Genomic DNA, 21,086 nt, shown 5'->3' with positions numbered 1-21,086 from the left:
CAGGGGCCGCGCCGCCGTTGCGCCGTACGCGCGTTCCTCTCGCTCTGGGGCTGGAATGGCGCATGATGAAGGGTGACGTGGAGGGTCAGGACACTTGCCCGCGCCTCATCTGTTCTCATGGGGGGTATGCCTGACCGGTCGGTAGAATGTGGGCGGAAGCTTGAACGCTGACCGCGAGCGGCGGCTCACGCGTTCCACGCGCCCGCGTGACGCTTTAGACTGCAAGCAGAGGAAAGGAGTGACGTTGAATACCACCACACACCGCCACAGCGGCACACGGAGGCGAGTCCGGCAGGCTCTGCCCACCCTGACGATCCTGGGTGCGACTCTACTGACCGGCTGCCAGCAGACGAATCAGTCCCTGAGCATCGGGGACATGGCGTCTGCTTACAACCGGGAAATCTTCTGGATGAGCATCTGGGCGATCGCTCTGTCCATCATCATCTTCATCGGCGTGTCGTACGCGCTGTTCTACACGGTGCAGAAGTTCCGTGAAGACAAGCACGACGCGCCCCCCGCGCAGTTCCATGGGAACAACAAGCTCGAAACCATCCTGGTCGCCGTGCCGGTCGTGATAGTGATCCTGCTGAGCGTCCTGACCGTCAAGAGCATGGCTGTTCTGAACCCCACGCCCAACCAGGCGACGAAGGTGGACGTGCTTGCCAAGCAGTTCTGGTGGAACTTCGCGTACCCCGAAACCACCAGCGACGCGGGCGGCGTGGTCACCAACGGCAACGAGCTGATCATGCCCACCAAGGAAGCCGTGGCGCTGACCATCACCAGTGGCGACGTCATCCACGGGTTCTGGGCGCCGAACATCGGCGGTCAGCGCGCCGCGATGCCCAGCGTGAAGAAGACCTGGCAGGTCGACACCGACCGCGCCGGGGCGTACCAGGGCAACTGCTCGCAGCTGTGCGGGGCCAGTCACGCCAACATGCGCTACAAGGTCATCGCGCTGGACAAGACCCGCTACGACGCGACCCTGGCCGCCATGAAGGCCTACCGCGCCCCCGAACCCGCCCCCGGCAGCGCCGAGGCCCGCGGGTACACGCTGTTCATGCAGGGTAAGGCCAGCACGGGCGCCGTGTCCTGCGCCGGCTGCCACCGCGTGCAGGGTACGCCCGCCGCCGGCGCCGCCGGTCCGGACCTGAGCTTCTTCGGCACGCGCCGCACCCTGGGTGCCGGCATGTGGGAAGCCATGAGTGCCGCCCAGTGGATCGACGAGAAGGCCGCAGCCGAACTGCACGCCTGGATCAAGCACAGCCAGAAGGTGAAGCCCGGCAGCCTGATGCCCCCCTATGACGGAACGCCCTACATGAAGGGTGGGAAGCTCATCAAGACGGGCGACCAAGGTGCCAACGGCACGCTGACCGACGCCGAGATCGACGACATCGCCGCGTACCTGCGCAGCCTCAAGCTGCCCGAGGAAGCGGACTACTGGAAGGGCACGCCCGTGCAGGGCGCCCCCAACGGAGGCACCCAGTGACCGTTCAGCATGCCCCCGTTCAGGACGCCAGTGCCCGCCCGGGCCTGTGGACGGTCCTGAAGGACTACATGATGACGACCGATCACAAGAAGATCGGGACGCTCTACATCGCCACCAGCATCCTGGGCTTCGCCATCGCGGGGATCCTCGCAGTGCTGATCCGCCTGCAGCTGGCCGTGCCGGACAACACCTTCCTGGTGGGCAACACCTACAACCAGGTGCTGACCATGCATGCCGCGCTGATGATCTTCTTCTTCCTGATCCCGATCGGCCTGTTCGGCTTCGGGAACTGGTTCCTGCCGCTGCAGCTGGGCGTACGCGACGTGGCGCTGCCGCGCGTGAACACCTTCGCGGTGTGGCTGTTCATCTTCAGCCTGATCCTGGTCGTGCTGGGCCTCGCCAACGGCGGCGCCCCCGGCGTCGGCTGGACCTTCTACTACCCCCTGAGCGTCGATGCGAACCAGACCGGCGTGGCCGTGCTGATGGTCGCCCTGACCCTGAACGGCATCGCGTCGCTGCTGGGCAGCGCGAACTTTGCCGCCACCGTCGTGAACATGCGCGCCCCCGGCATGAGCCTGTGGCAGATGCCGGTGTTCGCGTGGAGCATCTTCGCGACGTCCATGCTGCAGCTGGTGTCCCTGGGCGGCCTGACCGCCGCGGCGCTCGTCACGTACCTGGAACTGAAGCTGGGCATCAGCATGTTCAACCCCGGGATCGGCGGCGTGCCCGTGATGTTCCAGCAGTTCTTCTGGTTCTACTCGCACCCGGCGGTGTACGTGATGCTGCTGCCCTACCTGGGCATCGGCGCCGAGATCGCCAGCACCATGGCCCGCAAGCCGCTGTTCGGGTACCGCGTGATGGTGTACTCGATCCTGGGCATCGTGCTGGTCAGCCTGCTGGTGTGGGTCCACCACATGTTCGCCGTGGGCCTGCCCGAGGCGTGGCAGATCGCGTTCATGATCGCCACCCTGATCGTGGCCGTCCCGACCGGCGTGAAGATCTTCAACCTGATCGGCACGCTGTGGGGCGGGCGGATCATCATGAAGTCCCCCACGTACTGGCTGGTCGGCTTCATCTTCAACTTCCTGATCGGCGGGATCACCGGCGTGTCCCTGGGCCTGATTCCCTTCGACTACCAGGTGACGATGTCGTACTACGTGGTGGCGCACTTCCACAACGTGATGATGTTCGGCACGGCGTTCCTGGCGATGGGGGGCCTGTACTACTGGTGGCCCAAGATGACCGGCCGCTTCATGAGCGAGAAGCTGGGCCTGGCGCACTTCTGGCTGTTCATGATCGGCTCGTGGATGACCTTCCTGCCCCAGTACATCCTGGGTCTGCTGGGCATGCCGAGGCGTTACTACACCTACCCCGAAGGCAACTTCGCGTGGACGGAACTGAACTTCATCTCCACCCTGGGCGCGCTGACGCTGCTGGCCGGCGGCATCGTGTGGGTGTGGAACATGCTCCAGAGCTTCCGTCAGCCCGCCACGGCGTCCGCCAACCCCTGGGGTGGCTTCACGCTGGAGTGGACGGCGGACAGCCCGCCCAAGCCCTACAACTTCGCGCATGACTTCCCCACCACCTTCCCCACCGAGCGTCCCCTGTACGACTGGGAGCAGAGCGGGCAGACCCTAACGCCCGTGGACCCCAAGAGCATCCACCTACCGCAGGACAGCATCTGGCCGTTCATGACCGCCGTCGGCCTGCTGCTGATGGGCTACGGCCTGAGCTTCGGCTGGTTCACGAACTACTCCGCCACGGCGGGCCTGCAGCCCTTCGCTGACGCGAGCTTCGCGTTCAAGCTGGCTACGGTCGTGCTGTACCTCAGCTTCCCGGTGTTCCTGTACAGCCTGTTCAAGTGGGCGGGCACCCGCGAGTACGCCGTGCCGGTCGCGCACCACCACCTAACCAAGTACGACAACGGATTCATGGGCATGGCCTGGTTCATCATCAGCGAAGTCGGCCTGTTCGGCGTGCTGATCGCCGGGTACGCGTACCTGCGCGTCATCGGCGCCGCCGAGCCGCCCGCGCTGCGCCCCAGCATCTGGCTGGCCGCGCTGAACACCCTGGTCCTCGTCGCGAGTTCCTTCGTGATCCACCGCGCCGAGCAGGACAACCACCACGGCAAACTGACCCGCTTCCGCATCGGCATGTTCGTCACGCTGCTGCTCGGCGCGATCTTCATGATCTTCCAGGTGTACGAGTTCACGCTGTTCGGCGTGGAAAGCGACTGGAAGCAGAACCTGTGGCAGGCGTGCTTCTTCACCATCGTCGGCCTGCACGGTCTGCACATCCTGATCGGCGGCACCGGCATCGCCCTGCCCTTCTACCAGTCCCTGACCGGCAAGATGGACAAGTACAACCACGGCTCCATCACCCCCGCCAGCCTGTACTGGCACCTGGTGGACGTGGTGTGGCTGCTGATCGTCGCGATCTTCTACGCCTGGTAACACCGCGCGGAAGACAGAGGGGGACGCCTGAGAGGGCGTCCCTTTCGCGTTGTGTGAGGTCAGCCGTGGGTGAGCGGCGGTAAGCGATCGTCCCCCACTCCCCACTCCCCACTCCCCACTCCCCACTCCCCACTCCCCACTCCCCTGCCTGGGGACACGTCACCCCGCGCCTCTCCCCTACCCTGCGGGCATGACGGGTGTGTCGAAATGGGTGACGGCGGCGCTGCTGGTGGTCGCGGCGGTGCTGGGTGGACTGCTGGTGATGAGGCGGGCCGCGCCGGGCGTGACGGCGGGTGAGGCGCTGGATCAACCGAAGGCCCTGAGCGCACTGGCGCTGGTGGATGACCGGGGGCGGGCGACGACGCTGAACGCGGCGGATGGGCGGGTGCGGCTGGTGTTCTACGGGTTCGTGCGCTGCCCGGACGTGTGCCCGGCGACGCTGGCGACCCTGAAGACCATGTACGCGGCGCTGAGTGAGGAGCAGCGCTCGCGGGTGCAGGTGCAGTTCGTCACGGTGGACCCTGTGCACGACACGCCGGACGTGGTGCGTGAGTACCTGGACCGCTTCGATCCGGCGTTCACGGGCCTGACCGGGAGGGCTGAGACGATCGACGCGGCGGCGCGGGAGATGTTCGTGGCGAACGTGGCGCCGATGCCCGCCGAGGATCACAGCGCGCACATGACCACGCCACAGTCAGGGAAGACGGCCAGCGGCGCGGCGAACGCTGAGGCAGTGGGTGCCGGCGCGGCGGTGGCGGCGCGGATTCACGGAGATCAGGTGAGTGTCGTGGACGGTCAGGGGCGTTTCGTGCGGGTGTACGGGAACCTGGACGTGGTGGGCGGCGCGCTGGCGCGGGACCTGCCGGGGCTGATCCGGCTGTACGCGAAGAGCTGAGGCTGAAACGACCCGCCCATATTCCGCTGACAGCGAACTTGCGCTAGACTCTCTGTTATGACTGAACCGCTCGACGCGGCCCTGCGGCCCAAGACCCTGACGGAATACGTCGGGCAGGCGCGACTGAAGGAGAAACTCGGCGTGTACCTCCAGGCCGCCCGCGGCCGCAAGGAAGCGCTCGACCACACCCTGCTGTTCGGCCCGCCCGGCCTGGGCAAGACCACCCTGGCGCACATCATCGCCGCGGAACTCGGCGTGAACATCCGCGTGACCTCCGGCCCGGCCATCGAGAAACCCGGCGATCTGGCCGCGATTCTCACGAACAGCCTGGAGGAAGGCGACGTGCTGTTCATCGACGAGATCCACCGCCTGGGCCGCGTCGCGGAGGAACACCTGTACCCCGCCATGGAGGACTTCAAGCTGGACATCGTCCTCGGGCAGGGCCCGGCCGCGCGGACCATCGAGCTGCCCCTGCCGCGCTTCACGCTGGTCGGCGCGACCACCCGCCCCGGCCTGATCACGGCGCCCATGCGCAGCCGCTTCGGGATCATCGAGCACCTGGAGTACTACACGCCCGACGAGATCGGCGTGAACCTCCTGCGCGACGCCCGCCTGCTCGGCTTCGGGCTGGAGGAGGACGCCGCCGTCGAGATCGGCGCCCGCGCGCGCGGCACCATGCGCATCGCCAAGCGTCTGCTGCGCCGCGTGCGCGACTACGCCGACGTGGCGGGCGAGACGACCATCGGCCTGCCCCGCGCGCAGGACGCGCTGGACAAGCTGGGCCTGGACAGCGCGGGCCTGGACGACCGCGACAAGAAGTACCTCGAAACCCTGATCCACCGCTTCGCGGGCGGCCCGGTCGGCGTGGACACGCTCGCGACCGCGATCAGCGAGGACAGCCTGACGCTGGAGGACGTGTACGAGCCGTACCTGATCCAGCTGGGCTTCATCAAACGCACGCCCAGAGGCCGCGTGGCCACCGCGCACGCCTACGACCACCTGGGGCTGCCCGTCAGCGGCGACCACGACCTGGGCTTCTACACGAACTGAACCGGAATCCGCCGGGGGCGGCAGGAGGCGGGGCCGTCATCGCGCCCCGCCTTCCCTCTTGATGACGGCGCGCCGCATCGCCCTACACTTGAAGGCATGAGTGAGTTGCAGGTGCAGGTGTTCGGCACGCGCAAGAGCAAGGAGACGCGCGCCGCCGAGCGGTTCTTCAAGGAACGGAAGATCAAGATTCACTTCGTGGACCTGAAGGAGCGGCCCATCGCCAAAGGGGAGCTCAGCCGGTTCGTGCAGAAGTTCGGCCTGAACGCCCTGCTGGACCTGGAGGGCAAGGCGTACGAGCGCAGCAACCTCGCGTACCTGCGCACCACCGAGGACGGCGTGATCGCCAAGATCATCGACGACCCCGAGCTGCTGCGGCTGCCCCTCGTGCGCGCCGGGAAGCACCTGACGGTCGGCGAGGACACCGAGGGCTGGAAGGCCATGGTGACGGGCTCCTGACCAACCCCGACCCCGTGGGCGAGCGGCTGGCCACCCTGACCGACTGGCGCGGCGACACCCTGCGCCGCGTCCGCGACCTGATCCTGGAGGCGCTGCCGGGCGTGCAGGAGAACGTGAAGTGGGCCAAGGCGACATCCCCCGGCGTGCCCGTGTGGGAGCATGCGGGGATCCTCTGCACCGGTGAAACCTACGCGCGGGCCGTGAAACTCACGTTCGCGCGCGGGGCCAGCCTGCCCGACCCGGCCGGGCTGTTCAACGCCAGCCTGGACGGCACCACCCGCCGCGCCATCGACCTGCCCGAGGGCGCGGCCCTGGACGACGCGGCGTTCCGGGACCTGATCCGCGCGGCCGCCGCCGCGAACGAACAGGCGCAGGCGACGCAGAAGGGTCGGCGGCCTTGAGCATCACGGCGGTCTGCAGGGCAGCCGGGACAACCCCTCGGTCTCCCTGAACCGAGCCAGGCCAGGACTCGCGTAAAACGGCGGGGGCAGTGGACGTCAGGGGCGTGCGGCTGGCCCCAGGGTGGACCTGAGCCCCGCGGTCAGCGGCCGCCGCTGACGTCCAGCAGCGTGCCGGTCACGTACGCCGCCTGCGGGGACAGCAGCCAGAGGATGGCCTGTGCGACCTCCTCGGACGTGCCGCCGCGCCCCAGGGGGACGCTGCCCGCGAGCCGCGCCACGCGGCCGGGTTCGCCACCCAGCGCGTGGATGTCCGTCTCGATCAGGCCGGGGCGGACGCCGCACACGCGGACGCCCTCGGTGGCGACCTCGCGCGCCAGGCCGACGGTCAGGGTGTCCACCGCGCCCTTGGAGGCGGCGTAGTCGACGTACTCGCCGCCCGACCCGAGGACGGCCGCGCGGGAGGAGACGTTCACGATCACGCCGCCCGGCCCGCCGTGCCGGGTGGAGAGTCGCCGGACGGCCGCGCCCGCGCAGAGGAACGCCCCGATCACGTTGGTGGTCAGGACCCGCTGCAGGCGGGCGGCGTCGAGTTCGTCCACGCGCGCCTGCCGTTCCAGCGTCCCGGCGTTGTTCACCAGGGCGTGCAGGTCGCCCAGTCCGGTCTGGGTGGTGTCGAAGAGGCGTTCCACGTCGTCGGGATCGCCCACGTCCGCTTGCACGGCCAGCGCGCGGCCCCCCATCGCCTCGATCTCCCGGACGATTCCGGCAGCGGCTTGCGCGTCCTGGCGGTAGCCCAGGCCGACCGCGTACCCGGCCTGCGCGGCGAGGCGGGCGGTGGCCGCGCCGATGCCCCGGCTGCCGCCGGTGATGAGGACGGTGGTCATGGGCGCGCCGGGCCATACGTGAGCAGGAGGACGCCCGCGCCCAGCTCCCGCGTGGAGAGCAGGGTCAGGGGGAGGTGCTCCAGCGTGTCGAAGATCCGTTTCCCGTGCCCCAGCACGAGTGGGAAGACCATCAGGCGCAGTTCGTCGACCAGTCCGTGCCTGAGCAGCGTCTGGGCGAGGGTGCCGCTGCCGTACACCAGCAGCGGGCCGCCCGGCTGCGCCTTGAGCGACTGCACGTCCGCCAGCACATCCGGGCCGAGGCGTGTGGCGTTCCATCCCAGCGGGCCGGGACGGGAGGTCGCCACGTGTTTGGGCAGGGCGTTCATGCGGTCCGCGAACGCACCGGTCGCGGTCGGCCAGTACGCGGCGAAGGCCTCGTAGGTGGTGCGGCCCAGCAGCAGTGCGCTGCTGGCGAACAGTTCGTCGCGTTTGAACGGCCCGTCGTCCGGGCGATAGGGTGCGCGCCACGGCGAGTGTTCCTCGTACACGCCGTCCAGGGATACGAATTCGGTGACGATCAGGGGGCGCACGCGTGACCTCCTTAAGCGGGTTCGATGCGGATGCGGGTGTTGTGGAAGGTACTCCCGCCCCCCAGGTCCGTCAGGGTCTGCGCGGTGAGCTCGTTGATGCTGCGCCCGTCCGGCGCGCTGAGGCCCCACCACGTCCCCTCCAGGATGGCCGCGCCGGGCTGCGCGGCGTCCGTGACCTTCACGCGGCGCTGCACGCTGCCGATCTCGCTGGTCAGCGTGGCGAGCGTCCCGTCGGTCACGCCGGACGCCTGCGCGTCACTTGGGTGCAGCAGCAGGTGCGGCTCGCCCCCCTCGGCGCGGTTCAGGTTCGCCAAGTTGCCGTACGTGCTGTTCAGGAAGTGATGCGCGGGCGGCGTGAGCAGCCGCACCGGGTACTCCGCGTTCAGGCCCGCCAACGGTTCGCGGTGGGCGGGCGCGGGGCTGAGCTGCACCCGCCCGCTGGGCGTCTCCGCGCCGTGTGCGAACGGCAGGAACCCGTCAGGGATGTTCAGGCGCACGCTGCCCTCCTCTTTCAGGCGCGCGGGGGTGATGCCGCTCAGGAACGGATGATCGGTGTCCAGCAGGTCCTCCAGCAGGTCGTCCACCGTCCAGTACACGCTGGGTTCCGTGACGCCCAGGCGGCGCGCGAGTTCCTGGAACACCCACGAGTTCGGCCGCGCCTCGCCGGGGGCGTCCAGCGTGGCGGGGTTGTAGCCCAGGTACGCGTGACCGTAACTGGTGTACACGTCGGCGTGCTCGGCGAAGGTCGTGGCGGGCAGCACGTAGTCCGCCAGTCGCGCCGTGTCGGTCATGGCCTGTTCCAGCACGACGACCAGCAGGTCGTCCCGTTGCAGGCCCGCGCGGACGCGCCCGGCGTCCGGGGCGACCACGGCCGGGTTGCAGTTGTAGATGAACGTCGCGCCCAGCCCGCGTTCGGGCCGCAGGGCGTCCGCGTACGAGTTCATGTTCACGCTGGGCGCGCCCGGCTGCACCAGATGCTCGGCGCCCAGCCGGGCGCGGTTCAGTTTGAACGCGCCGCTGCTGCTCAGCGTGCAGCCTCCGCCCCGCCAGCGCCAGTCCCCCGTCAGCGCGGGAATCAGCGTGACCGCGCGGAGGTTCGTGCCGCCGTGCTCGTGGCGGGTCATGCCGTACCCCACGCGGATGTAGGTGGGGCGCGTCGTGCCGACCGCGCGGGCGAACGCGCGGATCACGTCCGCGTCCAGCCCCGTGACCTCGGCGGTGCGTTCGGGGGTCCACTCGCGGGCCGCCTCGCGCAGCTCCCCCACGCCGGTCGTCGCCTCGGCGATGTAAGCCTCGTCCGTCCAGCCGTGCGCGAACAGTTCGTGCATCACGCCCAGGGCCAGCGCGGCGTCCGTGCCGGGAATGATCTTCAGATGCTCGTCCGCGAAGGCGGCCGTGCGGTTGCGGTAGGGGTCCACGCACACGATCCGCGCTCCGGCCTTGCGGGCCGCCGTCAGGTGCGGCGTCAGGTGACTGTTCGTACTCAGGGAATTGATGCCCCACAGCACGATCAGGCGGGCGTGCGCCACGTCCGTCACGTCCACGCCGTAGCGGGTGCCGTAGCCCATGCTCCAGGCCTCGGTGCCCGCCGTGGCGCAGATCGTCTCGTCCAGTTCCAGGGTACCCAGCGCGCGGAACAGCGCGTGCACGTGCGTGCCCTCCATCAGGCCCATGGTCCCGGCGTAGTTGTAGCGCAGGATGCTGCCCGGCCCGCGCGTGTCCAGCAGCGTCCGCATCCGCGCGGCGATGTCGTCCAGCGCCTCGTCCCACGTCACACGCGCCCAGATCGGCTCGGCGTCCGTCTTGGGGTTTACGCGCCGCAGGGGGTACAGCGGCCGGTCCGGGTGGTTCGCGCGGGCCGGGTAGTGCACGGTCTTCGCGCACGCGAAGCCCCTCGTGACCGGATGCGCGGCGTCCCCCGTCACCTTCAGCATCCGCTCCGGCCCGCCCGGCGCGTCGCGGCCCACCGTCACCTTCAGGCGGCAGGCATCCGGGCAGTCCAGCGGGCAGGTCAGCAGCACATCACGCGAAAGGGAGTCGGGCGCGGTCATACCGCGAGGATACCCGCCCCCACCCCACGCCGGGAGGGCCGGTTCAGGCGGGCGCAGCCAGTGAGGTGGCGGGCGATGTGGTGGGCAGACCGATAGGCCATCTGGCCTGCCCGGCGGGTTTCTGCCTCGCGCGGGCCTGGCGGGCCGGTATGGTGACCGTCACGGACAACAGGAGGCAGTCATGCTGGATGAGGCGTTGGTGGCGCAGGTGCTGGGCGCGGCCCGGCGGGGCGGGGCGGAGTTCGCGGAGCTGTTCGTGGAGGACCGCGTGAATACGGCCCTGCGGCTGCATCAGGGGGAACTGAGGGACGCGCGGGACGGGAACCTGTTCGGGGCGGGCGTGCGGCTGCTGTACGGCACGCAGGTCGTGTACGCGTACACGAACGACGTGACGGCGACCGGGCTGCTGGAGCTGGCGCGGCAGGTGGCGCAGGCGCGCGGGGACGCGGGCGTGACGGACTCGGGCGGCGCGGGCGGCCTGGATTTCACGCGGGTGGACGTGACGCCCATGCAGGTGGCGCGGGAGCATCCGCTGCACGCGGCGAAGGCGCAGAAACTGGCGTTGATGCGCCGCGCGCACGCGGCGGCGGCCGGGGCGGGCGCGGTGCGGACGGTGGATGTCCACTACCTGGACATGGTGCAGCGCGTGCTGATCGCGAACTCCGAGGGGCTGTGGGCGGAGGACGAGCGGCTGAGCACGCGGATCATGTGCACCGCAATCGCGCAGGACGGCACGGACCGCGCGACCGGCATGTCGGGACCCGGCGCGGGGCGCGGCCTGGAGTTCTTCGAGGAGCGCCCGCCCGAGGCGATCGGCGCGGAGGCCGCGCGGATCGCGAACGCCATGCTGGGCGCGGCGTACGCCCCGGCGGGCAAGTACCCGGTCGTGATCGGGAACGCGTTCGGCGGCGTGATCTTCCACGAGGCGTGCGGGCACATCCTGGAGACGACCGCGGTGGAGAAGAACGCCAGCGTGTTCGCCGGGAAGATCGGGCAGCGCATCGCGCACGACTGCGTGACGGCCGTGGATGACGGCACGATTCCCGGCGCGTGGGGTGCGCTGGGCGTGGATGACGAGGGCATGGTCCCGCAGCGGACCACCCTGATCGAGAATGGGATGCTGCGGTCGTACATGGTGGACCGCGTGGGGCACCTGAAGACCGGTGAGGCCCGCACGGGCAGCGGTCGGCGCGCCAGTTACCGCTTCGCGCCTGCCAGCCGCATGCGCAGCACGTTCATCGCGGCCGGGGACCGCACGCCCGAGGAACTGATCCGGGGCGTGGAGCACGGCATCTACGCGCGCACCATGGGCGGCGGGAGCGTCGTGCCGGGCACCGGGGACTACAACTTCTCGGTGAACGAGGCATACATGATCCGCGGGGGCGAGGTGGCCGAACCGCTGCGGGGCGCGGCGCTCGTGGGGAACGGCGCGCAGGACCTGATGAACATCGTGGGGGTCGCCGGGGACCTGCAGCTGGGGCAGGGCATGTGCGGCAGCGTGTCCGGCAGCCTGCCGACGGACGTGGGGCAGCCGCACATCCTGATCTCGGAGATCACCGTGGGGGGCCGCGCATGAACCGGAAACTGAACCGCGCGCCGGACGCTCAGCTCTCCCCGGAAGGGGCGCAGGCGTTCCTGCTGAACCTCGCGCGGGCGCGGGGCCTGGAGCTGGAGGTGTTCGCGCAGCGTGAGCAGGACACCAGCGTCAGTGCCTTGAAGGGCGAGGTGACGAAGTTCCAGCTGTCCACGCAGCAGGGCGTGGCGCTGCGCGTCCTGCGGGGCGGCGCGTGGGGCGAGAGCTTCACGGAGAACCTGAGCGAGGCGGCGCTGGAGCGCGCCCTGGACCGCGCGGCGGAGAACGCCGAGCTGACGGTCCCCGAGGCGGGCGCGGCGCTGGTGAACTGGCCTGAGCCGCCCGCGATGGACCTGAGCGGCGAGGGCCTGAGCGGCGTGACGGTCGCGCAGAAGGTCGCGGCGGCGCTGGACTTGGACCGCGCGGCGGCCGGGGCGGACCCACGCGTGATCAGCGTCCCGTACGGCGGGTACTCGGACAGCGTGCGGGACTGGCAGGTGGCGAACACGAGCGGGCTGGAGCGCAGTGCGCAGGCGCTGTACGCCATGACGGCCGTGTACCCGCTGCTGTCGGAGAACGGGCAGAGCAAGATGGACGGCGACTGGCAGTTCACGCGGGAGTTCACGCAGCTGGACCCCACCCGCACCGCGCTGACGGCCGTGGAGCGCACGGCGGCGCTGCTGGGCGCGCAGCCCGCGCCGAGCGGGGCGTTCCCGGTGTGGATCACCGGGCGGGCCATGGCGGAACTGCTGGGCCTGTTCGCCCCGATGTTCAGTGGCCGCATGATCGAGGAGGGCAAGAGCCCCCTGGCCGGGCGGGTGGGCGACGTGATCGCCGCGCCGGGCGTGACCCTGATGGACGACGCGACGCTGGAGACGGGACTGATGGCCCGCCCGTTCGACGCGGAGGGCTGCCCCAGCGCGCCCCTGACGCTGGTGGAGGACGGCCAGCTGCAGGCCGTGATGCACAACCAGGGCACCGCCGCCCGCGCGGGCGTGAGCAGCACCGGGCACGCCAAACGGTACGGTCTGGGCAGCCCGGTGGGCGTGGGGCACAGCAACCTCTACCTGGTGCCGCACGCGACCGGGGCAGACGTGCCGACCGCGTCGTTCAGCGGGATTCAGCTGCTGGGTGTCAGTGGCGGGCACGCGGGCGCGAACGCCGTGACCGGGGACTTCAGCCTGGAGGCCAGCGGGTTCCTCGTGCAGGAGGGCGAGCGGCAGCATGCGCTGGACGTGTTCACGGTCGCCGGGAACTTCCTGGACCTGCTGCGGGACGTACAGTGGGTGGGGGCTGACCTGCACTGGACGTACATGGGCACGGGCGCGCCGGACGTGCTGGTCGGGTCCCTGTCCATCGCCGGACAGTAAGACCGACTCCGGTTGAAAGGTTTGCAACAGCTTTCAACCCGAGCAGAGCGAGCAGGAGAAGAACGGGTTCCGGGCGTGGAGTTGGCCACCCGGTAAAGTTCCGGGTGGAGGGCGAAACAGACGGAATCCGTATAACGTGCAGGGGGTGGCGGGCGCCCGTCAGGGGAACGCCCGCCACTCCCCTTCCGAGATGACCTCGGCCACGCCGCCGACCACCCGGACGGCGCTCTGGTCGTCCAGGGCGTACGCGGGCCCGCCGATCTGCGCGGCCCACGCCTCGGCGTTCGCCATGCGGTTGTCGGGGAAGTCCGGGTAGTTCAGGTGCGGGAAGATCGAGAAGTCCACCAGGCCCAGTCCCCAGTCGTCGCCATTCGCGCCGGGCCAGGAGAGGAACTGCGGGCCGATGCGGGGCGTGAGGGCCATGCTCCCGGCGCTGACGCCCACCCAGACGGTGTCCGTCAGGTCGGGGAGCAGGTCGGCCAGTCCGGTCTGCCGCAGCCAGTGGGTCAGAAAGGCCGCGTCGCCGCCGTCCACGAGGAGCACGTCGGCGGCGCGCACCCACGCCTCCCAGCGGTCGCGGGGCCGGTGCGGCAGGGCCAGCAGTTCCAGCAGGCCCACGCTGGCCCAGCCCAGGTCCACCATCGGCGCGGGGCTGCGCCCGGCCACGAACCGCCACGCGCTGTCGGGCGTGCACCACGGGTGGCCGTGCTGCGCGGTGGGAATGCACAGCGCGCGGCACTCTGAGATGGGTTTGCCCAGCATCCCGACGAGCGCGGCGTGAATGCTGGCGTTCGTGACCCCGCCGGACGTGAGCAGGAGTTTCATGGGCTCCTCCGGCGGCAGGTCCGCACCGGCACGGCGGTCACGGCGGGGTTCATGCGGGGACGTTCAGCTGCCAGGACACGCCGTGGCGGTCGTTGAGCCACGCGAAGCGCACGCTGAAGCCGTAGTCGCCCGGCGGCATGAGGATCTCGCCGCCGTCGGACAGGCCCGCGTACAGCGTCTCGAACTCGGCCGTGTCGGTGCAGTCCACGAACAGTGACGTGGAGGGCGTGAACGTGAACGAGTGGACGGGCGGGCTGTCGGACACGCGCACGCTCAGCGTGGGCGTCAGGTGCAGGGTCGCGCCGCGCACGGTGCCGTCCCCGGCGTGCTGGAGGTTCTCCACGCGGGCATCCGGGAACACGCGGGTGTACAGGGCCAGCGCGTCCGCGCACGCGCCCTGAAACATCAGGGCCGGGGTGATGGCGCGCGGCATCAGCGGACCTCTGCGGGCACGTTCAGCAGCCAGTGCAGTCCGAAGCGGTCCGTGAGCTCCCCGAACTGCCCGCCCCAGAACGAGGGTCCGAGCGGCTGCGTGACCGTGCCGCCCTGCGCGAGCGCGTCGAAGACCTTGCGGGCCTGAGCGGCGTCGACACACTGCAGGGCCAGCGAGACGCTGTGGGTGCGCGTGGTGTCCTCCCGCATGTCCGACGCGTTCAGGATCAGCGGGCCGCTGGTCAGGGTGCCGTGCAGCACGTGCTCCTGCGCGTCCGGCGGGAAGTGCGCGGCGACCGGGGAGTCGGCGACCGTCATGAGCTCGACGGCGCCGCCCAGGCACGACTGGTAGAAGGTCAGGGCGTCGCGGGCCTGCCCGCTGAATCCCAGGTACGGCTGCACGGTGAGGGTGGACGGCATGGTTGACCTCCGGGCGGGGCGTGCCCCGCGTGAATGAGGGCGGTGCGGGGAGCGTCAGGAGCGGGCGGTGATCTGCTGCACGGCCCAGCCGTTCCCGTCGGGATCGTGCAGGAACAGGAACCCGACGTGGTTCAGGTCGTCGTCCGGCGTGGCGGGGCGCGCCGGGCCGCCCAGAATCTGGATGTCCGGGACGGCCACCCCACGTGCCCGGAGTTCCTCGCGCGCGGCCCGCAGGTCGTTCACGACGAGTTGCACGCCCTGCAGTGAGCCGGGCGGCATGCGGGCGGGCTGCGGCCCGAGCACGATGGAGCAGCCGGAGCCGGGCGGCGTGAGCTGCACGATCCGCCCACTGCCCGTCTGGACGTCATGGTCGACGTGGAAGCCCAGGCCACCCTCGTAGAAGGCCTTCGCGCGGTCGATGTCGGTCACGGGCACCACGACGACCTCCAGCGTCCAGTTCACGCGCCTCCCGCCAGTGCCTCGATGGCCTTCGCGACGCGGCGCGCCCGCGTGTCGGGGTTCCTGGTGCCCTCGCCCGACAGGGTGTGCTGGCGTTTTCCGCTGTACGACAGCGTCGCGAACGCCGCCAGGGCGGCCGGGTTCGCGTCCAGCGCCGCCCGCAGGTCGGCGGGCACCTCGACCTCACGCGGGGCCGCGTCAAGGTCCAGGGTGACAGTCACGAGGTCCCCGGCGCTGACGCCTGCGCCGCGGCGGTGCTCGGCGCTCACGGGGATCATCGCGCGGCCGCCCATCACGCCGACCGTGCTGCGGTACGCGTACCCGTTCAGGGTGACGGTCACGGCGGGCCTCTTGCCGCCGCCCAGTGCCGCCATGATCTCGGGCGGCACCTCGAGGCCGGTCGCGGTCCTGCCTTCCTGCTTCAGGGGTGCGGTGAACGTGGGCATGCGGACTCCTTGTCGGGGGTGGGAGCGAGGGTCGGGGGTGGGAGCGGGGGTCGGGGGTCAGTCGCCCGGCTGGGGGGCGGTTTCCGGGGCGGGCGCGCCGTGTCCGGCCTGCCCGGTGCGGTTGAGGCCCAGGGCGAGTGGGATGGCCAGCACGGCGATGCCCGCGGAGACGGTGAAGGCCAGTCCGATCCCACTCTGCTGCGCGAGGGTGGGCGCGGCCCCCTGCGCGGTCTGGGCGGCGCTGCGGGCGGCGTACAGCGTGACGAGCAGGGCGGTCCCGGCGGCCCCCGCGACCTGTTGCAGGGTGCTGAGGATCGCGCTGCCGTGCGAGTACAGGCGGGGCGGCAGCGGCGAGAGGCTGCTCGTGAACACCGGCGTGAACAGCAGCGCCAGCCCGGTGCTCAGGGTCACGTGCAGCGCCACGAGCGTCCACGCGGGCGTGGCGACCGTGAGGCCCCCGAAGCCGAACAGCGCGCCCGCCATGAGGACCGTGCCGGGCAGCGTCAGCGGGCGCGGCCCCACGCGGTCGTACCAGCGGCCGACGGTGGGGGCCAGCAGGCCCATGACCAGCCCGCCGGGCAGCAGCAGCAGGCCGGTCTGCAGGGTGCTCAGGCCGCGCACGCCCTGCACGTACAGCGGCAGCAGGATCGCCCCGCCGAACAGGGCCATCATGGCGATCACCATGACGCCCACGCCCAGCGTGAACTGCGGGTACCGGAAGGCGCGCAGGTCGAGCAGCGGCGCGTCCCGCCGGATCAGCGCGCGCTGCCGGGCGACGAAGGCCGTCAGGGCCAAGGTGGCCACGCCGAGCGGCCACAGCACCGCCGGGCTGCCGAAACCGCCGGGGCCACTCGCCTGGTTCAGCGCGTACACGACACCCCCGAAGCCCAGCGCGGACAGCGGGACGGACACGAGGTCCAGCGGCGCGGCCTTCCGCTCGCCCACGTTGCCCAGCATGCGCGCGCCGTACGCCAGTGCCGCCAGCGCGATGGGCAGCACGAACACGAACATGAAACGCCACGAGAACGCCTGCAGGATCAGGCCCGAGATGGTCGGCCCGAGCGCCGGCGCGACCGAGATCACGATGCTGATGTTGCCCATCACGGCGCCCCGCCCGCGCTGGGGCACGACCGTCAGCACGGTCGTGATCAGCAGGGGCAGCATGATCGCCGTGCCGCTGGCCTGCACGATCCGCGCCAGCAGCAGCGGCACGAAGCCCGGCGCGAGCGCCGCGAGCAGCGTGCCCGCGCTGAACAGGCCCATGGCGAGCAGGAACACGGTGCGCGTCGCGAGGCGCTGCAGCAGGAAGCCCGTGACGGGAATCACGACGGCCATCGTCAGCATGAACGCCGTGGACAGCCACTGTGCGCGGCCCGCGTCCACGCGCAGGTCGGTCATCAGGACGGGCAGGGCGACGTTCATGATCGTCTCGTTCAGGATGACCACGAAGGTCGCGATCAGCAGGATCACGATCACGGCGCGGTCGCGGGGGGCCAGGGTGTCGGGCGGGCCGCTCACGACGCGCCCTCGTACGCGGCGCGCAGCCAGTCCATGACCTCGGCGTCGAGTTGCGCGGCGTCGGTGATGCGGACGCGGTGCGTGACCATGCTGTTCCACGTTCCGGCGGCCTCGAAGCGCTCGGTGGCCTCTGCGCCTCGGCGCTTGAGGCCGAGGTCGAGGCGCGTCGCGCCAGGCTGCACGAGGGCGAACTTCTTCCCGCCGCGCGTGAAGCTCACGTACGTGTCGGTGGGGGCAATCGCCACGTCTTCGCCGTAGGTCTGCGCGGCGGCCCACAGCGCCTCGTAGGTGGGCTTCCAGGCGGCTTTCTTCCCACTGAACACGGCGTCCGCGCGGTCGTCCTTCGGGGCGCTGAAGTGCTCGGCTTTCAGCAGGGCCGCGGCCACGGCGGTCGCGTGCCCGTGGCCCAGGCCGTACCCGGTCTTGAGCCACGCCACGATCTCGCCGTGTTTCGTCAGGCCCTGCGCCGCGCTCTCGGTGCGGAAGTCCGCGACGGTCCTGCCAGTTTTCGCCTTCACGGTGTCCAGATACGCCTGAAATGACATGGGGTCTCCTTACGGGTTGGCGGTGGGTGCGGGCTCGTACTGCAGCAGCATCACGCCGCCGCCCATGGGCCGGGACGCGGTGAGGGTCAGGGAGGTCGCGGTCCCGCCGTCCTGGGCGAACAGGCGCTGGCCCTCGCCGAGCACCACGGGGTACACGAGGAGGTTCAGCGCGTCGACGAGCCCGTGGGCGGACAGGAAGCGGAACAGCTGGCTGCTGCCGTAGACCAGCAGGTCGCCGTCCGTGCGGTCCTTGAGGGCCTGCACTTCCTGCGCGACGTTCTCGCGGATGATGGTGGAGTTGTTCCACGTCGCCTCGCGCAGCGTGGTGGACACGACGTATTTGGGAATGGAGTTCATGATCGCCGCGCCGGGGTCCTCGTCGCCGCGCCCCGGCCACGCGGCGGCCATGCCGTCGTACGTGACGCGGCCCTGCAGCAGCGCGCGGGCGGCGCCCATCTCCTCGCCCTTGAAGGCGGCGATGTCGTCGTTCCAGTACGGGGCGGTCCATGAGGGCGTGTCGATCACGCCGTCCAGTGAGATGAATTCCGAGATCACGAGTCGGCCCATGTCAGTGCTCCTTGGTGTGCGCGGACGCCGGGAGCGTCCCGCCGTGCGTGAGGGTGCGCGTGGCGCGCAGGGTGAGGGGTTGCGGGGCGTGGAGGAGGTCCAGGGTCATGGTGGAGCGGGCGCCGGGTTCACGCCTGCGGGGGTGTCCGGAGGCGGTATGTGACGTGGGTGGCGTGGGCGGACTGCACGGTGCGGAGGTGTTTCAGGCGGGTGGGCGGGGCGTCCGTGAACAGGCGCAGGCCGCCGCCCAGCAGGACGGGCGCGACGTGCAGCTGCATCTCGTCGAGCAGGTCTGCCGCGAGGAACTGGCGGGCCACGTCCGCGCCGCCGGCCACGCATACGTCCCGGTCGCCGGCGGCGGCGCACGCCTGGGTCAGTGCGTCGTGCACGCCGCCGGTGACGAAGTGGAAGCTCGCGCCGCCGCGGTGGACGCTGGGCCTGGGCGTGTGCGTCAGGATGAAGTGCGGGACGTGGTATTCGGTGTCGAAGCCGTCGGGGGCGGTGCCGAAGGCCGCGCGGCCCAGGATGATCGCCCCGATGCGGGAGAGGAGTTCGGCCTTGATGTCCTCTGCGGCGTCCGGTGCGAAGTACCAGTCGTGCAGGCCGCCGTCCGCGCCGCCGGGGGCGGCCATGAAGCCGTCGAGGGACAGGGCGAGGTCGAGAAACACGCGGCTCATGGGCGCGTTTCGGTGGGGGGTGGTCGCATACGGGCCTCCTCAGATCGTAATCTCTGTACCCATTTAGCCTAAAACAGAACAGTAGGAAATTGCAACCCCTCACTCCGTTTTCCGGACTGCACCCGGTACACTGGGCCCATGTCCCCGCCGCGCGAACCCACGCGCCGCTCCTACGACGACGGCTGCGCCGCCGCCCACGCCCTCGACCTGATCGGCGACCGCTGGGCGCTGCTCGTCGTGCGCGAACTGCTGCTCGGCCCCCGCCGCTTCACCGACCTGCGCGCGGCCCTCCCCGGCATCAGCGCCACCGTGCTCACCCAGCGACTGACCGACCTCGAGGGCTTCCTCGTGCTGCGGCGCGAACCGCTGCCCGCACCCGCCACCGGCCACATGTACGCCCTGACCCCCTGGGGCCGCGAACTCGAACCCATCCTGATGCAGCTCGGCCGCTGGGGCGCGCAGTCGCCGTTCAGGGCACCCGCGCCCATCAGTCTCGCCACGCTGATCACCGCGCAGAACACCATGTTCAGCGCCCAGGCCGCCGCGAACCTGAGCGCCACCGTGCACCTGCACGTGGGCCGCGAGCACTTCACGGCGCGCGTCGCGCACGGCACCCTGAACCTCCGGTCCGGCCTGCACGGCCCGCCCGACGCGACCCTCACCGGCGACGTGCCCACGCTGGGCGGCGTGATCTTCGGCGGCCTGCCGCTCGACGAGGCCGAGGCGGGCGGCACCCTGACCGTCACGGGCGACCGCGATCTCGCCGCGCGGTACGTCACGCTGTTCCCACTGCCCCCCACCCTGCCTGCGCGGTAACCGGCCCCAACGGCAGCAGAACCGGCCCCGCCCCGCGACTCCTGCGCGGCGAAACCGGCCCAGGGACGACCCTTACTGCAGGATGCCCCGCGCCACGAACGCCGCCTTCACGGTGGCCGCCGCCTGCGCGCCGTACATGGTCTGCGCGGCGTTCACGGTGGCCTGAGCGGCGGCCGCGAAGGTCGTGTCGGGCACGAAGTCGAACTGCGCGTTGATGATGATGCGGTCCGCCTTGCGGACATCATTCAGGCCCAGGCGGATGTCCCACAGCGCCCGCGCCCAGATCTCGCCGTCGGCGTGCACCTCGCCGCGCACGTCCTCGGGGTAGTGCTTGTTCGTATCGGTGCGGCGGATGCAGTGCACCGGCCCGGCCGAGTACGACACGCTGTCCCAGTCCATCAGGCACGGCAGCGGCGCCTTGATGGGCGCGCCGTTCGCCTTCGCCACGGACTCCCCGACCGTCAGCGCCAGGTAGTCCCCGAACGCCTCGCCGATGCTCCCGGCCTCCAGGCTGGTGCCGAAGCCCGGCACCTGCGCGTTGTGCACCGCGTGCCCGTACTCGTGGACGATCACCTCGCCGTCCTCGGCGTCATCCACGCCGCCCTTGCCCAGGCGGATGATGTCCGGCTGGTCGTTCTGGTACGAGTTGTCGATCCCGTACTGACTGACCTTCAGCGCCTGCTGCCGCTTGTTCACGGGCCGCAGTTCGCTGCCGAACCCCAGCGACTGGATGTACTTCTGCGCTTCGGTCACCCAGAAGTACGCCATGACCTGCTCGAAGCCGTCCTGATCCCGCGTGAAGTTGAACGGCCCGCTGCCGTACACGGGCGTGCCGGTCTCACTGACGACCTTCGCGTAGTCGCCGCTCAGGTACCCGCTGCCGTCCAGGTTCGTCAGCGTGACGTTGAAGTACGCGCTGGCGGGCACGGCAGCCGCGCTGTCCTTGCCGTCCGTCAGGTTCTGGTTCCCGGTGGTCTGCACGGGGTTCGGCACGAAGGCGCGCGCCGCGGCGCTCGTCTGACCGGTCGCGGGTTTCCCGTTGCCGCCCTGCGCGCTCAGCGTGCCGCCCGCCGGAGTCTGCCCGCAGGCCGCGAGCAGCGAAAGACCGAGAAGTCCCGTCAGGGCCGACCGTGCATTGAGTTTCATCGTGCGGGCAGTCTACACCCGCCGGGTGAGACGAAAACCCCACACCCCCATCGTCATCACCTGGGCATACTGAACGGTTTTCCGGT

At 70.5% G+C, this 21,086-nt stretch carries 22 protein-coding genes; 9 read left to right on the top strand and 13 right to left on the bottom strand.

The window, feature by feature from the left end:
* Positions 1-244 precede the first annotated feature (244 nt).
* The 6 genes from coxB (at position 245) to IEY69_RS12305 (ending at position 6,741) form a co-directional block, all read left to right on the top strand.
* Entirely contained in the window at positions 245-1,486 is a 1,242-nt protein-coding gene (gene coxB, locus IEY69_RS12330) for a cytochrome c oxidase subunit II (protein ID WP_373291040.1), read from the top strand.
* Positions 1,483-3,939 carry a cbb3-type cytochrome c oxidase subunit I gene (locus IEY69_RS12325; protein ID WP_189073454.1) on the top strand — a complete coding sequence of 819 codons (2,457 nt, stop codon included), beginning with the start codon at positions 1,483-1,485 and terminating at the stop codon, positions 3,937-3,939. The genes coxB and IEY69_RS12325 overlap by 4 nt, the downstream gene beginning before the upstream one ends.
* A gap of 190 nt (positions 3,940-4,129) precedes the next feature.
* On the top strand, positions 4,130-4,834 hold the full coding sequence (locus tag IEY69_RS12320) for an SCO family protein (protein ID WP_189073453.1): 705 nt from the start codon (positions 4,130-4,132) through the stop codon (positions 4,832-4,834).
* Positions 4,835-4,891: 57 nt separating this feature from the next.
* Positions 4,892-5,884, top strand: coding sequence for a Holliday junction branch migration DNA helicase RuvB (gene ruvB, locus IEY69_RS12315; RefSeq protein WP_189073452.1), 993 nt, complete (start codon positions 4,892-4,894; stop codon positions 5,882-5,884).
* 96 nt (positions 5,885-5,980) lie between these two features.
* Positions 5,981-6,340 carry an ArsC/Spx/MgsR family protein gene (locus tag IEY69_RS12310; protein WP_189073451.1) on the top strand — a complete coding sequence of 120 codons (360 nt, stop codon included), beginning with the start codon at positions 5,981-5,983 and terminating at the stop codon, positions 6,338-6,340.
* A gap of 14 nt (positions 6,341-6,354) precedes the next feature.
* The gene (locus IEY69_RS12305) at positions 6,355-6,741 is read left to right on the top strand and encodes a DUF1801 domain-containing protein (RefSeq protein WP_229783914.1); all 387 of its coding nucleotides are present in this window, start codon (positions 6,355-6,357) and stop codon (positions 6,739-6,741) included.
* A 140-nt stretch (positions 6,742-6,881) separates the two neighbouring features.
* On the opposite strand, the gene IEY69_RS12300 is transcribed toward IEY69_RS12305, so the two are convergent.
* The 3 genes from IEY69_RS12300 to IEY69_RS12290 are packed head-to-tail and all read right to left on the bottom strand — an operon-like array spanning position 6,882 to position 10,206.
* Positions 6,882-7,625, bottom strand: coding sequence for an SDR family oxidoreductase (locus tag IEY69_RS12300; protein WP_189073450.1), 744 nt, complete (start codon positions 7,623-7,625; stop codon positions 6,882-6,884).
* A complete protein-coding gene (locus tag IEY69_RS12295) occupies positions 7,622-8,155 on the bottom strand; it encodes a dihydrofolate reductase family protein (RefSeq protein ID WP_189073449.1) in 534 nt (177 codons plus the stop codon). Before IEY69_RS12295 ends, IEY69_RS12300 begins: the two co-directional genes overlap by 4 nt.
* 11 nt (positions 8,156-8,166) lie before the next feature.
* Positions 8,167-10,206: a molybdopterin oxidoreductase family protein gene (locus IEY69_RS12290; protein ID WP_189073448.1), complete on the bottom strand. Its 2,040-nt coding sequence runs from the start codon at positions 10,204-10,206 to the stop codon at positions 8,167-8,169.
* Positions 10,207-10,387: 181 nt separating this feature from the next.
* On the opposite strand from IEY69_RS12290, the gene IEY69_RS12285 reads away from it, so the two are divergent.
* A complete protein-coding gene (locus IEY69_RS12285; protein WP_189073447.1) occupies positions 10,388-11,782 on the top strand; it encodes a TldD/PmbA family protein in 1,395 nt (464 codons plus the stop codon).
* Positions 11,779-13,149, top strand: a complete 1,371-nt coding sequence (locus IEY69_RS12280) for a TldD/PmbA family protein (RefSeq protein WP_189073446.1) — start codon at positions 11,779-11,781, stop codon at positions 13,147-13,149. The genes IEY69_RS12285 and IEY69_RS12280 overlap by 4 nt, the downstream gene beginning before the upstream one ends.
* A 159-nt stretch (positions 13,150-13,308) precedes the next feature.
* On the opposite strand, the gene IEY69_RS12275 is transcribed toward IEY69_RS12280, so the two are convergent.
* From IEY69_RS12275 to IEY69_RS12235, 9 genes are all read right to left on the bottom strand, one after another.
* Positions 13,309-13,974, bottom strand: a complete 666-nt coding sequence (locus tag IEY69_RS12275) for a Type 1 glutamine amidotransferase-like domain-containing protein (RefSeq protein ID WP_189073445.1) — start codon at positions 13,972-13,974, stop codon at positions 13,309-13,311.
* A 49-nt stretch (positions 13,975-14,023) separates the two neighbouring features.
* A complete protein-coding gene (locus IEY69_RS12270; RefSeq protein ID WP_189073444.1) occupies positions 14,024-14,407 on the bottom strand; it encodes a VOC family protein in 384 nt (127 codons plus the stop codon).
* On the bottom strand, positions 14,407-14,826 hold the full coding sequence (locus IEY69_RS12265) for a VOC family protein (RefSeq protein ID WP_189073443.1): 420 nt from the start codon (positions 14,824-14,826) through the stop codon (positions 14,407-14,409). The genes IEY69_RS12270 and IEY69_RS12265 overlap by 1 nt, the downstream gene beginning before the upstream one ends.
* 54 nt (positions 14,827-14,880) lie before the next feature.
* Complete coding sequence (locus IEY69_RS12260) at positions 14,881-15,288, bottom strand: VOC family protein (RefSeq protein WP_189073442.1); 408 nt, start codon at positions 15,286-15,288, stop codon at positions 14,881-14,883.
* Positions 15,285-15,731 (bottom strand): YdeI/OmpD-associated family protein, encoded by a 447-nt coding sequence (locus IEY69_RS12255; RefSeq protein ID WP_189073441.1) that lies wholly within the window; start codon positions 15,729-15,731, stop codon positions 15,285-15,287. The genes IEY69_RS12260 and IEY69_RS12255 overlap by 4 nt, the downstream gene beginning before the upstream one ends.
* Before the next feature lie 57 nt (positions 15,732-15,788).
* The gene (locus tag IEY69_RS12250) at positions 15,789-17,249 is read right to left on the bottom strand and encodes a DHA2 family efflux MFS transporter permease subunit (protein ID WP_189073440.1); all 1,461 of its coding nucleotides are present in this window, start codon (positions 17,247-17,249) and stop codon (positions 15,789-15,791) included.
* A complete protein-coding gene (locus IEY69_RS12245) occupies positions 17,246-17,794 on the bottom strand; it encodes a DUF4287 domain-containing protein (protein WP_189073439.1) in 549 nt (182 codons plus the stop codon). Before IEY69_RS12245 ends, IEY69_RS12250 begins: the two co-directional genes overlap by 4 nt.
* Positions 17,795-17,803: 9 nt before the next feature.
* Positions 17,804-18,361 carry a dihydrofolate reductase family protein gene (locus tag IEY69_RS12240; RefSeq protein ID WP_189073438.1) on the bottom strand — a complete coding sequence of 186 codons (558 nt, stop codon included), beginning with the start codon at positions 18,359-18,361 and terminating at the stop codon, positions 17,804-17,806.
* A gap of 128 nt (positions 18,362-18,489) precedes the next feature.
* The gene (locus IEY69_RS12235) at positions 18,490-19,038 is read right to left on the bottom strand and encodes a dihydrofolate reductase family protein (RefSeq protein WP_189073437.1); all 549 of its coding nucleotides are present in this window, start codon (positions 19,036-19,038) and stop codon (positions 18,490-18,492) included.
* 138 nt (positions 19,039-19,176) lie between these two features.
* On the opposite strand from IEY69_RS12235, the gene IEY69_RS12230 reads away from it, so the two are divergent.
* Positions 19,177-19,854 (top strand): winged helix-turn-helix transcriptional regulator, encoded by a 678-nt coding sequence (locus IEY69_RS12230; RefSeq protein ID WP_189073436.1) that lies wholly within the window; start codon positions 19,177-19,179, stop codon positions 19,852-19,854.
* A 72-nt stretch (positions 19,855-19,926) separates the two neighbouring features.
* Here IEY69_RS12230 and IEY69_RS12225 read toward each other — a convergent pair whose 3' ends face one another.
* Positions 19,927-21,000: a M36 family metallopeptidase gene (locus IEY69_RS12225; RefSeq protein ID WP_189073435.1), complete on the bottom strand. Its 1,074-nt coding sequence runs from the start codon at positions 20,998-21,000 to the stop codon at positions 19,927-19,929.
* Positions 21,001-21,086: the final 86 nt, after the last annotated feature.

It is taken from the genome of Deinococcus sedimenti, assembly GCF_014648135.1.
GTDB lineage: Bacteria > Deinococcota > Deinococci > Deinococcales > Deinococcaceae > Deinococcus > Deinococcus sedimenti.
The sequence above is the reverse complement of the archived record's forward strand: the minus strand, read 5'-3'. Positions and strand labels throughout refer to the sequence as shown.